This is a genomic window from Echinicola sp. 20G (assembly GCF_015533855.1).
GTDB lineage: Bacteria > Bacteroidota > Bacteroidia > Cytophagales > Cyclobacteriaceae > Echinicola.
Map to the genome: position 1 here is coordinate 338,292 of NZ_AP024154.1, position 15,755 is coordinate 354,046.

Here is a 15,755-nt window from a genome sequence, read left to right on the forward strand (position 1 = left end):
ACTTTTAATAGCAAAACCACAAAGGGTACGGAACGCAAAGAGGGAGGTCTACCTGTAGGCTGACCAGTAGGAAATTGAGCACTTGGCTGCGTGATATAGATTAGATTAATAATGGTAGGACTTTGTTATTTTAGGCTATACTGGTGATGGGCTTTCTTTTTTTACTTTGGATGATAAAATAAGCAATGATCAAATTAGGTACCCAGCTCAGCCACCCCACAATAAGATAGGCAGCCTGAAACTCTCCCAATGCCATAGTCAAAATCGGTAACCAAATTCTCAGGGTTATGGCTGAAAAACAAACGGCGTAACTGTAGATCATATAGTTTTGATGCTTTTCCAACTGGCCTTTTCTTATGGCCTGGTATGCCAAGATGGTGGTCAGCAGCCAAACTGTGCCACTCATCGAAAAGCCTATCACATTACTGATCCCTCCCGTGGCAAACTGGGCTATATAAATACCACAAACCCCACTGATCAGCACCGCAATTATATAGAGCTTCCCTATATTCCTATGGAGCTTTGTCTCTCTTTTTCGCCATTGGGAATTGAACTGTGTCCACCCCACCAGCAATGCCAGTCCCCCCAGAATGATATGACCATAAAAGCCCAAATTCCACCCCAGGTTAGCCAAGATTTCCTGACTCTTGGAAGACAAAAGACCAAAATGCCGATCTACTAAAAAGTAAATCAATGGATAGAGCCCGATTATCACACATAGACCCCCAAAAATCCACCAAGTCGTTTTATTGATTATTTTCTTCATCCGTATAACTAAATATTCAATACCAAAAGTAATTGTGTTTCAATACAATATATAAAAGAGTGACTTTTCAGGTAAGAGAAAAGTTTAATTTCTTTGTTTGAAGAAACCTGAAGTATTTTCTAATCTATCATTGGGAATTTGGAGACAAACTTAATGACATGCTCCCTTTTCTAAGATGAGACTATTTCTTTTGGAAACCAGGATCATAATAACGGGGGGCCTATTAGTATTGTCCATAGGATGCTGGAAGGGAAAGTGGGAAGCGGGAAGTTAGGATAGGTGTTAGACTCTAGATTTCAGATGTTAGAAAAGAACTGATAGCACTTTCTTTGGTTTATATATCGAGCAATGTGAAACTATTCCTTGAAAAGGATTAGGCTTGGGACCTTTATAAATGACCTCCCTTGAATCAAAAGAGGGAAGGACAAAAGAGGAAGCTTGAAGTTGGATGGTAGATGGTTTGGGCAAAAGGGTAAGCCTGCCAATCTCTTTCATTTACTTTCTATATTTATCAATTAATTTCAAAATACCATTTTTACTAATATGAAAATTTTCACATTATTTTTTTCTTATAAGTAAAACAATTACATTTAGGAAAATCTATTCTTATAAACATACCATTATGATACGTTCTCTTCTGAGGCTCTTGTTCGTATTTACAGTCTCGCTCCAAGCATGCACTAAAAAGTCTTCGACATTAGGCGATTTCAAATTATTACCTTCACCACAGGAATTTGAGATTTCTGGTGTAAGTGACCTTCATGCTGATGACATCATAAGTTATTATGGATTGGACCAAACACCTCTTCCAAAATCGTCCCTGTCAACCTCCTTATCCGCTGTCAAAAGTGATACAGAAGCGACTGTTGTCTACCAAATCGATCCTACTTTGGGTTTGGTTTCAGGTGGGTATCGCATGGAAATTTCACAAGATCAGGTTACCATAGATGCCCAAGATGAAGCAGGGCTTTTGTATGCCTTTGAAAGCCTTCAGCAGCTATGCCTGGATGCGGAGGAACAACAGGTAACGCTTCCTGCATGTACCATCACTGATTATCCTAAACTGGCGTACCGATCTATCCACTTGGACATCAAACATCATAGGGAGACGCTTGAATACTATTATAGTCTCATCGACAAACTGGCACATTATAAAATCAATGGCATCATCCTGGAACTGGAAGATAAGCTGCAGTACGAACAGCAACCAACCGTTGCCTCTGCTGATGCCTTTACCCTAGCAGAATGGAAAGACCTGAGTGATTATGCGCATGCAAAACACATTGAAATCAGTCCCTTGATCCAAGGTCTCGGACATGCTAGCTTTATTTTAAAACACGATGAATACAAAGCACTCAGGGACAATCCTGAAAGCGACTGGGCATTCAATCCGCTGGATGAAAAGACCTATGAGGTGCAGTTTGACCTGTATGAAGATGCCCTTAAGGCCACACCTCATGGAAAATACCTGCACATTGGGGGTGATGAGGTACACACTACCGGAAGAAACAGTGGTAAATCGAACTTGGAACTACAACTGATGTGGCTCAACAAGGTGACGGCCTTTGCAGAAGAACATGATCGCATTCCCATTTTTTGGGATGATATGCCCCTTAAGTTTGCCGGTGTGTATGGACCTACCCACGACTCCAAATACACCAAGGAAGAAACGGACTCCCTGTGGGCAACTAATGGCCCTAAATTGGAAGCCTTTTTGGAAGATTTCCCCAAGAACTGCATTTATATGCGATGGAGTTACCTTCACCCCGAGCTCTACGGTAACCAAAAGGCCATGCAATGGTATGATGAAAACGGACTAAAAGTAATGGGAGCCACAGCTGGACAAACCCGCTGGGTACTTATGCCCCAAAATGAAAGTAACATCCGGTCCATTAAGTCATTTGCGGTATCTTCCATTGAAAATAATTTAGGTAGGCTCTTGCTGACACTTTGGGATGATGACTCCCCCCATTTTGAACTCTACAACCGAGGCATCCTCGCCTTTGCGGAATATGCATGGGCTGGAGATAAGCGAAGTGTGGAAGAAGTCAAATCCCTTTATAGGCGCCGGGCGTTTGCCAATGCATTGGCCGATGATTCATTTGCTTTTATTGATTCCCTGGAAAACCCGGTTGCTTTTTGGAAGAATGCATTGCTTACAGGAAACAAGCGTAATTACCTTATGCGCTCCGAGAACCCAAAAGAAACAGCTGTCATTGCGTTACCCGACCTTGATAGTCCAGGAGCATGGACCAAAGCGAATGAAGAAAGGTTACAGCAAGCAGAACAAGCGGTAGCGACCACTGCTTCACTAAAGGAGAAAATCAAAACACTGAAATCAAAGACCCTCCGTAATGAATACACCTTGGAGGTCTATGAGCAAGTGAATAACCTGGTCCATTTTTCTAACCATGCCTTGTTGTTACTCAAAGATTTTGATATGGCCACAACGGAAAAGGAAAGGTCCAGCGCCAAAACTGCTTTAAATAATTTGCCTAATGAATTTCAGTCGGTCAGAAATGAACTTGAAAAGGTCTATAGCAAAACCAGGCTTATCCACAAACCTGACAACTACCTATTGGACCAAGATCATCATGTTCACCTGGCCAATCAGTCCATCAATTTCGACTGGCAATTTTATGCGGAGATGTTGTTTTTGGAAAAGCTATCTGAACATCTTGAGCAGTAACATAGGGGTTTCTCTAGGTGCCAATGGCACTTGGTTGGTTGGAATTGTCCATAGATTGTAGGTACTGGAAGTGGGAAGTTTGAAGTAGGAAGTGGGAAGCTCGAAGGAGGAAGTGAGGAGCCTGGAGAACGAAGTGGGAAGTTTGGAAAGATGTTAGGTGTTAGATTTTAGATGCTAGACTGTAGCGCTAGCAATTTCCTTCAACGTGCCATGGAGCCTCGCTGGGCATTACTGCATATCACTCCCCTACCTGTGAGACACAGTTCGGGGAGTGACAATTTAATTATTTTAGCTTATTGTGGGAGTTCTGGCCTGGGCATGCGGTAGATAGTGGTGGTCATGGATTCCAGAAAAGCCATCAAGTCTTCCTTTTCCTCTTGTGTCAAACCCAAGGGCTTTAGTATTTCTGAGGTAGTCGGCCAAAGCGGATCATCTTTGAATTCCGGCCGAGGTTTTGGCCTGGCCATCCCGTGGTCATACATGTTCATAATTCCCTGCATACTTCCAAAAAGTCCATTGTGCATCCAGGGGCCTGTGCGCATGACTTCTCTCAATGTCGGTGTTTTGAACTTACCTACATCCGCGGTGTCCTTTGTGATATTATACCTTCCCAGATCTTCATACTTCCTGCCAAAATAATGAAGGCCCAAATTGTGGAATCTATTGTCCGTAAGAAAAGGGCCATTATGGCAGTTCATGCACCTGGCCTTGGTTCTAAACAGGTGGAGTCCCCTTAGCGCCTCATCACTCATTGCGTCTTTCTTTCCTTTCAGGAACTTATCCAAATCACTGGTTCTCCCTTCTAATGTACGCTGAAAATAAGCCAAGGCAGAAGCAATCCGGTCCACCGTAATTTGGCCATCTCCATACGCCTCTTCAAAATAAGGATGGTAGCCAGGTATTTGATCCAGTTTGGCAGGGAGGTCATCCAAACCTTGATGCATTTCCACTGGATTGGCCACTGGTTGCTTGGCCTGGTCCTCCAGGCTATTTGCCCGGCCGTCCCAAAAGAAGCTCTTGCCTGCCCAAGTATAAAATAAGCTTGGTGTATTTCTCTGCCCCAACTGGTGGTCATGTCCTATTCCCACAGTCCTGCCATTGCTCCAGGAAAGCTGGGGGTCATGACATGAAGAGCAGGAAATTTGTTCCGAAGAACTTAGTCTCGGATCAAAAAACAATACTTTGCCCAAATCCACCAAAGGTTGCAGAGAGTCCACATCCTTGTAGGGAGAAGGGGGAATCGGTGCGATTTCTTCCCAAGCAATGTCATCATCCACATTTGGCGAAGGCCATTCAGAAGAAGGTTTGCTGTAGATTTCCCGCAGTTCATCCGCTGTGTACTGACTGCGTTGGTAAGTAATAAAGCCACACCACAAAAGGGTGGCTAAGATTAAAATGATATTGACTGACTTATTTTGACGTGTTTTCATAGGTTTGTTCAGGATCAAATTTCCGCATGCTCGTTATTGCCTGATTCCATCAAGCAATGGCTAATGCAAAATGGTAATCCCTAAATTTATATGATCTCTTCGGCCATCAGGAGTATAAAGAGAGGCTTCCATGCTTCTTACCTGAGCGGCTATGCTTGTTTTATAGCCTATACTCCCTTGGAGACCGACCTTTTTCAGGTATTTCTCCAACTTCATCTTCACCATGGGCATTAAATAATCGGCGCTACCATAAATCCATTCAGGGTAGACGATGGATTGGGAAACTATATTTTCATATTGAGCATTGACATCTATATTAGCATTTAAGTTATGCCTGTAACCAAGTCCAACATTAAGTTTATACACCCAGTCTGCCTTATCCCAACCCTTCTCTGCCATGAGACACATCTCAATATTGGTATAATCATAAGCATGTGAAGCATTGTGGTCTTGTTTGGACACTTGCTCAACACCCAACTTTCCGGTAAAGCTTAGTCTGGATGGATTGGTTGACAACTGGTAAATCAGGTCCTGTCGGAATGCGTTATAGAAATAATTGGCCCCAAGAAAGATATTATTAAAGTCCTTGCCTTTTTCCACCTTGGTCAATAATACCATTTGATGCATCCAGTTGCTTTGGGATCTTTCCGCATAAAATCGGTTATGGTAAGCTTCCAGTTTATAATCACCTATATTTTCGATGATTATTTCTCCACCACTGGTGTAACGAAATTCATAACTTGAAATGGAGGAGGAGTAAGTAAACTCATCATTTATCCTCCAATGATTTTTTTGAATGCCATAATTCGCGCCAAATCTTTTACTATGGAAATCTTGGTAATACCTTGATCTTCTTACCAAGTCAAAGCTACCAAGTCCGTACAAGTTGTAAACGATATATTCCTCAGCCCCAAAGCTCTCGTTATTGTCATCATAGTATCTATATCCTCCCTTTTCATCACTATTCTGTAAGCCTGCAGTAAGCCCAATATATTGACCTTGGCCGATCCGGTATGCCAACTGCACATCCCAGGAAAGGTCATAATAGTTGATTAGGATCCTGGTGTCATTGTATCGGGCATGTTGCTGCAATTGATAATCGATACCTATACCCAATAACAGTTTTTCATTCGCTATTGGCCTGACGGCCTTTAGGTATAGGTCAAAATAATCCTTGTCCCAATTGCCCTTTTTGATATTTCCTAGATAATAGGGGTTTGAACTGAGCTCTCTAGAGAGATTCCAGCCGACGCTGTCACTAAAAACCTTGCGATAGCTAAACCCTCCTTCCAGCCAAAAGCCATTTACTTTCCGAATTCCTTCTGAGAAAACATGAATCCCACTTTCTTGTTCCGCTTGCTGGGCCGTGATAAAATCGCCGTTTTGCTGGGTCACGGCAAGCTGACTGCGTCCAAATTCTTCCTGCACCCAATAGGGATGAAGCGGAAGAGCCGATATTTCCAGCCATTTCAGCTGAAAAGCGGGAGATAGAAAATGCGAATCCACTGAATCTACTGCTACACTGTCCATCTTCTCGGCCATTAGAGGCTGAGAAATTAGGGGCAATGCCAATAGCAACAGACAATATCGGAGGGTGTTTTTCATTGTATGTTAAAATATACCGGGAAAAGGCCTGAACAGCACTTTCCCCGATATTGATTCATTCTTTAATTGGCAAAGCCTTTTGGAGCAGCCATTTCCAGGTAAGTAAAGTCTTCCGAGGAATTATTTGTATCCTTCAAGACCACCCTATCCCCTACTTGGGAAGCTGTTTTTCTGATGACTGATTGTGAACTGAATGAACCGCCCGGTACATAGGTATAGGAAGCATCCACATCATTGGTCAACTTCTTAGGAATCAAATTGGTCGGAGCTCGTTGAATTTCCACCCCATCAATGATATACTCTTTAGGTACTTGAATTTTCACATCCGTTTCCGAAGTGATTTCACGATCGGTAGGATCAGCATAGGTAGGCAAGTCGTTTATGTCCCCATCCATCCTGAAAATCAAATAACTGTCCCTGCCAGGGTTATCCAACAGAAAATCCCTTCCAAAAATATAATGGGCAATCATATTCGGCACACCTGGATTATCAATGTCACTTGGCATAGGATTGGAGATTACATCTGCCACATAAACCTCAAACTCAGCACCGCTCAGGTCCACCGTCAATGCAGGGTTCTGTACTGAAATGGTTTCCCCTTCTGTATCCGTAAACGGTGCTTTGTGGTTTTGCGCCGATTGGGCAATCACAATGCTTTCACCTGGTTCTAAAGGATAATCATCCCCATCACCGGGTACTTGATATAGCCATCTGGTGTAGAAATAGTCATTATTTGGATCGCCATCCGCACTCATCCCTACAGATTGACTCCAGTCATATTGACCGTTAGGCTGGTCATAATCTGATTCTCTTGTATTGTTTTTACCATACGCCCCCATCACATAGAGTCCATCCACAAAGATGGTTTCATTGGAATTATTATAGATTTCAATAAACTGGTCTCTGTAAGAAGCTCCTTCCCTGGTGTTTGAACCTGCAAAATAAACCTGCTTGATCAGAAGGTCACCTACTTTACCCACCTCCAAAGTCAGCATGGCCGGCATACTGGTTTGGGCATTCACCACCAAGGCGGGAGATGAAGCATTGAATACTACCTCTTCCTCTTCTATGCTATAACCAAATGTTTCTGAAAACTCTTCTTGATTAAAAGTACGTGTAGCGACCACATCATAAGTACCAGAAGGCAATGCTTCAAATTCCACGAAACCATCGACATCTGAAATGGCAGAAAAGGTTTGGGTGGACGTGACGTTGGTAAGTTTCACTTCCGCGTTGGCCATAGGGTCGCCTCCAAAGCTTTCATCCACCATCACCTGAATGGACAGGTCAATAGGCTGAACAATAGGTTCATCATCCTGATTACAGGCACTGAACAGGGTAATTACAGTCAATAATAGTAGTAGTGACTTTTTCATTTTGATATATTATTTAAAATTTAAAGTTTAATTCCATCCCGAAATAGGGAGCTTGGTTAAGTGGGCCATAGCTTGATTCCTCTCCCGAGGACAGGCGGTAGTTTCCTTCAGGTCTGATATTCAAGAAATTGTTGGCGAAGAAGGTAAACCGTATATTTTTGCTGATGTTTTTGGATAGGTTCAAGTGCGCATTGAAATAGGCTACAGGTGGGTTTTCACTGTAGAGCGCATCATCCCCTTCCCTTGCCAATAAATCATAGGTCGAGTCATTCCTTTCACTTTCCGGGATGAAGACATAATCCAGATTTTGGTCAAAATATGCTTTGGCCCTATCCGACTCCCTTTTGGATCTGGTATAATTGTAGATGAAGGACTCTACCCTAAGGCTTATCAACAAGCCCAATGAAGAAAGGTGGTAGTTGGTCGATAAGCTTCCTTGCAGCCGTCCAGACTGCCTCCAAGTTGGTGGGTATAGGACATATACATAATCTGATTCCACAAAAAATCCATCGTTGTTATTGTTCTTATAGGTATCTGACAAACTGTAGCTGATGGTATTGTAATAACTCAGCCAAAAATTAAAGCTGGCATTTAAGGCATCGACTTTGGGAATGGCCCCCATCAATTCAAAACCGCGACTGTCCGTATAATTTGTGTTGGTAATTCTGTTTGATTTAAAAGCATATTTTTTTGTTTCACCTGTTTCTGCATATTCAGGGGTACTTCCCTCTGGGTAACCCGTAATTTCATAATCTGATACCTCCACAACCAATGGGACTTTATCGATGCTAATTCCTCCTGCATTTTGGTTCCCAAAATAAGTGAATGCCAAGCTGAGGCCTTTGGATTTGTAGTTGACCCCAATTTCATGTCTTTTGGAAAGCATGGGCTCAAGCCCTTGAGCATTGGATGTTTCCACATGGGTATAAGCCAAGTAAAGACTTTCATTGACCTTTCCGTTAAAACTATTGAGCAGGATTACATCTTCATAGCTAGGCCCCGGATAGAGGTGGACCAAACCCGGTGCTTTGGTCTGAATGCCATATGCTCCTGTCAGGGACCATCTTTCAGCCAGTTTATAGCGTGCATTGATTCTGGGCGATACTGTAAAATAACCAACCTGCAGGTCTCCCCTAACGCCCAAACTTAGGTTTAAATCCTTATCCAGTAGTTTTCCCTTGATACCATTCTGAACATAAAAACCTTGCTGCACCAGTTCAGGTTGAACATCCCTAAATGAGTACGGCCGGTCTGAGGTAGGAGAAGAACCTCCCGAAATGGGCCTAAATGGATCAAATACTCTTCCATCTCCCCTGTTGGCACTGTAACTCAAATTATAGCCATATGAAAGTGCATGCTTCCATTTTCCTGTATTGAATTCCTTGGAAAAATTGAGTCGGGCACCTGCCGATATGGGTTTACCATGTACCCGCATGGAAGCGGTGTAGGTACCTGGTGTGAAAGTACCTTCATGTACACCTTCTTCCGTAACATCCGTTACCCCAGTTACTCCCCTATTGATCAATTGTATGGTTTCAGAGGTACTTTCTCCATAGGAATAGTTGATGGAGGCCTCCAAGCCATCGAATATTGGGGTAGAATAATTGAGGCTTATTTTATCGGATACCGAAAATGCCCTACGCTGATAGCGGTTGCGCAAAGCATATCCAATATCAGGGTCCGACTTGAAATCATCCAAGTTGGTATTGAAGTTCATACTCAGGTTATTTCTGATCTTCTTGCCTGCTCCGATATAAGTGGTCCACAGCGCATTTCCGTTCACTTGATTGTAGGACTTCATCCGGTCTATAGGATTGGCATTACTGTAGACGTAGTCCAGGCCCACTGAGAGAGAATTTCTTTCATTTAGCTGGAAGCCTTTATTGGCGAAGACATTGGTATTTCCCCCGGCATAACGTACCGCAAAGTTTAAGGGCGATTTGCCCGCAATGGTTTCCACGATAATGGCCCCTTCCGTAATATCCCCATATTCTGCTGAGGCTACGCCCTGGACCAGCTCTACCTTCTCTACATTGCCCACAGGAATCTGTCTCAGGTCAAAGCCACCACCAGGATTGTCACTGGGTGCATAGGAAGTCCCATTTAACTGTGAACCGGCATAGGAATCGAAGGCTCCTCTTTGGACGGGGTTGACACCTTGCATGTCTGCATTTTTGGTCAACTGACTGCCATTGATAAAAATCCCAATACCGAAAGCATTGTTCAGGGCATCTTGGGAGGAGATATTACTGGACCTGAAGGTGATGGTCTGGGCGCCGTGGAGCATTGGATTTTTGACGGTTTGGCCTGGTGCCATCTGCAATAAGTCCGAAAGGTTGTTGGCCCGGGCTTGCTCAACGGCCGTCCTATCGATTTTATAAGCCGAATTGGACACGTTTTCTTCATCCCTTTGGGCGGTCACTTCCACCTCGTCCATATAGAGGTCATGATCCTGAAGCAAAACCTCTTCTACCTTAATAACATGAGTATTTGGTCCAATTTCGATTTCTCTTTTAAGCGCCTGTTTGCCTACCAAACTGAAATACAAAACCAGTTTTCCACTAGTAGGCTTACGAAACCGCAATTCATAGTTTCCTTTTTCATCAGAAAGCGCATAGGCAAAGTTGGCCGCTCTGACCGTAACGTAAGCCAAAGGCTCCCGGTCAACGTCAATGATGTGCCCCTTGATGGTCAGCATCGATTGCTCTTGTGCCACCAGTATGGTCAATGGCATTAAAATGAATATGATCAACAATAATCTTCGCTTCATAATCTGGGTGATGAAGCGGCAAAGGTATAAATTATTTAGATTAAGTATAAATAAAAACTAAGAGTAAAATTCTATTGAATAGCGACATGTCATAGCTAAAAGCTATTAGCTATATAAAGGCACTCTTAAGAGGGAAGTGAGAAGAAGGAAGTTGGAAGTACGAGGTGGGAAGTAGGAAGTGGGAAGACTGACCATCCCTAAATAACGTTGACCGTTTGGTTTAACATTTATTCAATATATCCATCGGGCAAACATGAGCCAGAGGTTCTTCTCTTGGGCAAACTTCAAAGGGGCTCGATGCTCCTTTGAAGTTTTTCTTTCCTTCGGTGTAAACAATTACCGTCGGTCTTTCTTGGGCCTTTAAATCTACTAATTTTTCATAAAACCCCTTCGGTGTAAACTTCATCCCGAATCCTCTGTGCAGTCTTTTGTTGTTGTAGTTGCTGACTGCCCTTCTTACTTTCTTCTTAAGGTCTTTAAAATCACTGATGGACCATCGTTTCAGATATTCGTTTTTGATGGTTCCGTTGATCCGTTCGGCATAGGGATTTTCCCAGGCAACCAACCCCATACTGATATGGACTTGATTGTCTTTTAAAAGCTTAGTATAGCTGTTGCTGCTGTATTGGGATCCCCTGTCTGAATGGTGGATCAATCCCCAAGGGGGGTAATTCATCTCCGCGAGCGCCATTTTTAGGGCTTTCAGATTTGCTTCAGTCCGAAGGGAATCACTGACAGCAAAACCTACAATCAGTCTGGTATATACATCAATGATGAACACCAGATAGTAATGTTCCCCTTTAAGATGATAGTAGGGATGTCACTCTGAACCACCTGAAAAGGCCTGGTGACTGCCATTCCCTCAATTAGGTTGGAATAATGAACAGATCCACTGTAAGTGGTCCTATGATAATTCTTTACCTGCTTAACCCCGTAACCCAGGCAGAGAAAAATCTCGCAGAATTTATCTCTGCCCATCGATTTGGGCTTGAGGGTATAATACATCTTTTCCACCCCACACCCTGGATGTTCCTCCTTAAGATGATCCCCCAAAACAACCAGTTCTTCCAGATTCCGGTCAAAAGCATCCTGCCTCTTTTTAGCTTGCTGTACGGCCTGCTTACTTACTCCGATCGTCCGGTAAAGTTCGTTGAGGGAATAGCTCATCTTTTTTTGGCGGGATTGGAACCACCAGAGAGTGGGGTGTCGGAGTTTTTTTTGATGTCGATCGAATAGTTCTGCTTGGCCAGTTCGATCATCTTTTCCAGATAGTCTATCATAATCTGTTTTTGGCCCACTGTCCGTTCCAGTTCCTTAACTTTTTCTTCTAGTTCTTTTAGCCGAAGGGTTTGACTGTCTTTGAATTCCACAATACAGATGTTTTTCTTATTGTATGAGGAGAATTTGTAAATCCATTTGTAAAGTGATCGGTTGGATATCCCATAATACTTCTCCATTTGCGGGACTGACATCACTCCCTTTTCGTAATCTTCAACCAATTTACGCTTAAATTCTTCAGAGTACAATCTTCGAGTATTGATTCGTTTTCCTGTTTTTTGCATCTTACTTCAGATTTAAAAAACGGTCAACCTATTTCAGGGAATGACAATATTGAACCTGCCTAGCGGCCAAGCTCTTGAGATTTAATCAGTCTAAGTCACTGTTTCGTTAAAGAGCATGAGCCTTTCCTTATTCCCCTAAAGTACAGAGGCAGGCTTTAGGCACAAAAAGTAGCTTCTACATGCAAGCCCATAGTTCTGGCGACCTGCGCGCATTTTGCATGAAGTAATTCACTTCACTCTCCGGGATGAGCTTTTGCCTATATATTGTAAACCAAAAAAAAGAATAATAAGAGGTGGATACTTAAGGCTGTCCAATAAAACAGGCTATCAAAAGAAAAAAGAAAATCCATTAACATAGTTTTTAAAGAAACTGGAGACTTTGCTGAGGATACCATTTTCCTGGCAGAATAATTTCGCAGCTTTGCCTCCCTATTGAGCAAGTATTTTTCTATTGCCCAACACAATCCCAAAGCCACCATTGCATTTAACAAAAGGTATGGATCCAAGTCTATCGCCGCCAAACAAATAAACACACCCATCCAAAGTATTGCACCCAATCTGGTCCAAATCGATAGTAAAACTATTTGTTCTATTTTACTTTTTCTAGAATTGGTATCTGTAAAATTCATGATTTTCATGTTTATGGTGATGCTCGTGAATATGTGATACATCGAATTAGATTGACTACTTATTTGTTTAATAGAATACGCAAAAAAATAAACAAAAACATTAAAAACCCACAATTTGTTTAACTATATTTTATAAACAGTAAACAATATTGTTTTTATAACAGAATCAGGTAATTCGACATAAGTAAATTTGCACTTTATACCATTGGCTCTTTATCTTTCTTACACAGAAACTTATTTTGTTTAATTTTTCTAATACTCCACCCTAATTCTGACACTCCATATTCGGCTAGAAAGTCGCACCCGAATCACAGGATGGATTAAAACCATAGGAAATCCACTAACTCCAGATTTAAGTGGCAAAATCACATTTTCCAAAGCAGCTATGATTGAATTCTTATTTTAAGATTTTCTATTTCTTATTGGTCAACGGCTTTTATCAATTCGCATGCCGATTAACTAACTATACGCCCTTTAGCATCTAAAAATAAATCACTTTCCTACAAGGAATGTTGATATCTGACCTGATGCGTAAGAATCAGTGCTTTCAATCAAGGTAAGTTAACCTATCAAATTTACCTGTTTCAGGGTATTGTGACTACATTAAGACCAGTGTAATTTTGAGTATGAATTATTTATTTTCGCATATATACCGTGAAATATCATACATATTAAAACAACCAACCATTAACAAAATGACTGCAATACCTTTAAATGACATCCATTTCAAAATTACTAAAAGTGATTTTGGATCAGCGCGCCAAAAGCCCCATTTTTTTAAAAAAGCCATCGCGTTTTTAGTCCTTTGCCTCTCAAGTAACGCCTATATTTTCGCTCAATCTTATGTCGGAGAAGAAAAGACACTTTTGATCAAAAGCCAAATGCCTTATGTAGCGCTTTCCGTAGATGGTCACCAAGGTTATTTTTTAATAGATTATGCCGCTACCCTATCGACTATTGATACTAGCGCCTTTACTAAGGGAAGCCCAGCTCCCATCGGACCTTCAACAAATTTCAACAATTTTGATTTTTATGGTTCTTGGGGAAAAGTAACTTTAATCCATGCAGACTACAGCCACCTTCAAGGCTTAGGGGGCATCAAGCAAGCGGGTATAATTGGTACGGACTTTCTTTCATTAAATGCCTACCTATTGGATTATGAAAACGGAAAAATATACCGATCAAAAGAAGGGGAGTGCACTGAATCATGGTTAGCCACGCATGGTTTCAAGCCTGCTTCCTCCGCGGGGTATTTTGCAGACCAAATATCAAAGCTTCAGGACAATTGCACCTCTAATGTCCCCACTATTCCGGTAAGAATTGGAAAAACCATGGCCATGGCCCAGATCGACCCAGGGTTTGATGATGGGATTTACCCGCATAGTGTTAACATCAATAAAGCTTTTTTTGATGTACTCGAAGCCTCAGGCGTTTTCATGCAAGAGCTCCCTGAAGCAAACTTTACATTGTCAACCTGTGTAGAAGGCATCACAGAAAAGGTAAAGGCGTTCCAAATCGCTGATGACACCAAATTTGAAATTATCGGTATGGACGGAAGTCCGGTAATGATCACTTCGGATTTCTATATTTTCTTGAAAAACCCACCCAACGCTATCCAATCTTGCGGGGGAATAGGAACCTGGAAAATCCCAGCCGCTCAGCTTGGGGCATCATTTTTAGCTTCAGCCAAACAGGTTTTCTTTGACCCATTTCATTCCAAAGTATGGTTTCGAAACCATGACCAGATAATCTACGAGAATAAGGCTTACTAAATCTCTACATTTAATTTTCTCACATGAAAAACTATATCATTACACTACTGCTTTTGTTGTTAAGTCTACCTTCCTTTTCGCAACAGGAAAAAGAAATTTCTTTTTACAAGCTGCGTCCTTTCATACAGACTCAAGACACCGTCTATATGAAAACCGGAAAGAAAAAAGTGCACCTTAAAAAAGGATGGATAGTTACGGAGGAAAAAGCAGGGGTAACTGTTCAAAGGGTTTTAGAAAAAGACTCTGTATTTTCGGTACCTCAAGACATTCCAGTAAAGGTTACTTCAAAATGGAAAATTGGAGAGGTAAAACATACTGATGACGCTCCTGGGAAATTATACTTGAACCCCTACCACTTTACATCCTCCAAGGATACAAATCTAAATCATCAAAGCTATTTGCAAATCCCTGAAAATGGTTATGTGAGGCTACTAAGACATGCTGTCAAATGGAGTGCCATCACCATTCCCTTTGCGGTCAGGCCTGCCCTGAATGACACCATAGGAAGTAAAGTCAAAACTGACCTCAAACTGGGTGCGTCTATATCTTATAACCTCAATTGGGAAACCTTCAAGAATAGACGTTTCAAAGCAAAAAATAATGCAATGGGTTTCGCTGGAGGCTTAGGCTTTGGACTTTCCAAAGTCAATCTCAATGCTTCCTCTACCAGTTTATTGGAAAAGCCTTATGAACATGAAGAGGATGGTCTGGCTTTCTTTCTTGCTCCAGGAATAGGAATAAATATCAGAGGGTTTCAGCTCAGCTTCTCTTATGCCTGGGACATCCCCCTCACCCAAAATGTCAAAGATTGGAACTATGCCAATAGGGGCTATTACGGAGTAGGACTAGGTATTAATCTGGATAGTTTTGGTAAATGACAGTGAAAACGGATGTCTTCATGAAGGCAGAGATCAATGAAGCTAGGTTAAAAGATCATCTAATTGATGATAAATACATAAAAAAATGTATTGAACAACGGTATTATGTGTATTAATTTTATTTTATAAACCTCAGACATTTAATCTTTTCAGATTTTTTTTAAACCATTTTGAATACAATCAAGCTTTCATACCATTTAAAAATTAAAAGTCATTTCGTAATCAAATATCCAGATTTCGCTATTCAGTAAATTATTTAATATCACTTGTATTTACTT

At 41.7% G+C, this 15,755-nt stretch carries 12 protein-coding genes; 3 read left to right on the plus strand and 9 right to left on the minus strand.

From position 1 onward, the window contains the following. Positions 1-130: 130 nt before the first annotated feature. Positions 131-766 carry a DUF2306 domain-containing protein gene (locus tag JL001_RS01655; RefSeq protein WP_200974388.1) on the minus strand — a complete coding sequence of 212 codons (636 nt, stop codon included), beginning with the start codon at positions 764-766 and terminating at the stop codon, positions 131-133. A 622-nt stretch (positions 767-1,388) separates the two neighbouring features. Here JL001_RS01655 and JL001_RS01660 point away from each other — a divergent pair. Further along, on the plus strand, positions 1,389-3,455 hold the full coding sequence (locus JL001_RS01660; protein WP_200974389.1) for a family 20 glycosylhydrolase: 2,067 nt from the start codon (positions 1,389-1,391) through the stop codon (positions 3,453-3,455). A gap of 293 nt (positions 3,456-3,748) precedes the next feature. Here the strand turns inward: JL001_RS01660 and JL001_RS01665 are convergent, their stop codons facing one another. The 8 genes from JL001_RS01665 to JL001_RS01695 form a co-directional block, all read right to left on the minus strand. Continuing rightward, on the minus strand, positions 3,749-4,885 hold the full coding sequence (locus JL001_RS01665) for a cytochrome-c peroxidase (protein ID WP_200974390.1): 1,137 nt from the start codon (positions 4,883-4,885) through the stop codon (positions 3,749-3,751). Positions 4,886-4,945: 60 nt separating this feature from the next. Continuing rightward, entirely contained in the window at positions 4,946-6,490 is a 1,545-nt protein-coding gene (locus JL001_RS01670) for a DUF6850 family outer membrane beta-barrel protein (protein WP_200974391.1), read from the minus strand. Between the two features lie 62 nt (positions 6,491-6,552). Further along, a complete protein-coding gene (locus tag JL001_RS01675; RefSeq protein WP_200974392.1) occupies positions 6,553-7,866 on the minus strand; it encodes a DUF4876 domain-containing protein in 1,314 nt (437 codons plus the stop codon). 13 nt (positions 7,867-7,879) lie between these two features. Further along, a complete protein-coding gene (locus tag JL001_RS01680) occupies positions 7,880-10,636 on the minus strand; it encodes a TonB-dependent receptor domain-containing protein (protein WP_200974393.1) in 2,757 nt (918 codons plus the stop codon). Positions 10,637-10,856: 220 nt separating this feature from the next. Next, on the minus strand, positions 10,857-11,417 hold the full coding sequence (locus JL001_RS23105; RefSeq protein ID WP_236252669.1) for a DDE-type integrase/transposase/recombinase: 561 nt from the start codon (positions 11,415-11,417) through the stop codon (positions 10,857-10,859). After that, positions 11,387-11,803: a hypothetical protein gene (locus JL001_RS23110; protein ID WP_236252670.1), complete on the minus strand. Its 417-nt coding sequence runs from the start codon at positions 11,801-11,803 to the stop codon at positions 11,387-11,389. The genes JL001_RS23105 and JL001_RS23110 overlap by 31 nt, the downstream gene beginning before the upstream one ends. Continuing rightward, entirely contained in the window at positions 11,800-12,198 is a 399-nt protein-coding gene (locus JL001_RS01690) for a transposase (RefSeq protein WP_200974394.1), read from the minus strand. Before JL001_RS01690 ends, JL001_RS23110 begins: the two co-directional genes overlap by 4 nt. Positions 12,199-12,455: 257 nt before the next feature. Then, positions 12,456-12,827, minus strand: coding sequence for a hypothetical protein (locus tag JL001_RS01695; protein ID WP_200974395.1), 372 nt, complete (start codon positions 12,825-12,827; stop codon positions 12,456-12,458). Positions 12,828-13,522: 695 nt separating this feature from the next. Here JL001_RS01695 and JL001_RS01700 point away from each other — a divergent pair. Both JL001_RS01700 and JL001_RS01705 read left to right on the plus strand, forming a co-directional pair. Beyond that, positions 13,523-14,599, plus strand: coding sequence for a hypothetical protein (locus JL001_RS01700; RefSeq protein ID WP_200974396.1), 1,077 nt, complete (start codon positions 13,523-13,525; stop codon positions 14,597-14,599). A 23-nt stretch (positions 14,600-14,622) separates the two neighbouring features. After that, positions 14,623-15,477: a hypothetical protein gene (locus JL001_RS01705; RefSeq protein ID WP_200974397.1), complete on the plus strand. Its 855-nt coding sequence runs from the start codon at positions 14,623-14,625 to the stop codon at positions 15,475-15,477. Positions 15,478-15,755 lie beyond the last annotated feature (278 nt).

Coding starts and splice junctions, on each gene's coding strand:
- JL001_RS01655 (WP_200974388.1), bottom strand. CDS start 766: ATGAAGAAAATAATCAATAAAACGACTTGGTGGATTTTTGGGGGTCTA.
- JL001_RS01660 (WP_200974389.1), top strand. CDS start 1,389: ATGATACGTTCTCTTCTGAGGCTCTTGTTCGTATTTACAGTCTCGCTC.
- JL001_RS01665 (WP_200974390.1), bottom strand. CDS start 4,885: ATGAAAACACGTCAAAATAAGTCAGTCAATATCATTTTAATCTTAGCC.
- JL001_RS01670 (WP_200974391.1), bottom strand. CDS start 6,490: ATGAAAAACACCCTCCGATATTGTCTGTTGCTATTGGCATTGCCCCTA.
- JL001_RS01675 (WP_200974392.1), bottom strand. CDS start 7,866: ATGAAAAAGTCACTACTACTATTATTGACTGTAATTACCCTGTTCAGT.
- JL001_RS01680 (WP_200974393.1), bottom strand. CDS start 10,636: ATGAAGCGAAGATTATTGTTGATCATATTCATTTTAATGCCATTGACC.
- JL001_RS23110 (WP_236252670.1), bottom strand. CDS start 11,803: ATGAGCTATTCCCTCAACGAACTTTACCGGACGATCGGAGTAAGTAAG.
- JL001_RS01690 (WP_200974394.1), bottom strand. CDS start 12,198: ATGCAAAAAACAGGAAAACGAATCAATACTCGAAGATTGTACTCTGAA.
- JL001_RS01695 (WP_200974395.1), bottom strand. CDS start 12,827: ATGAATTTTACAGATACCAATTCTAGAAAAAGTAAAATAGAACAAATA.
- JL001_RS01700 (WP_200974396.1), top strand. CDS start 13,523: ATGACTGCAATACCTTTAAATGACATCCATTTCAAAATTACTAAAAGT.
- JL001_RS01705 (WP_200974397.1), top strand. CDS start 14,623: ATGAAAAACTATATCATTACACTACTGCTTTTGTTGTTAAGTCTACCT.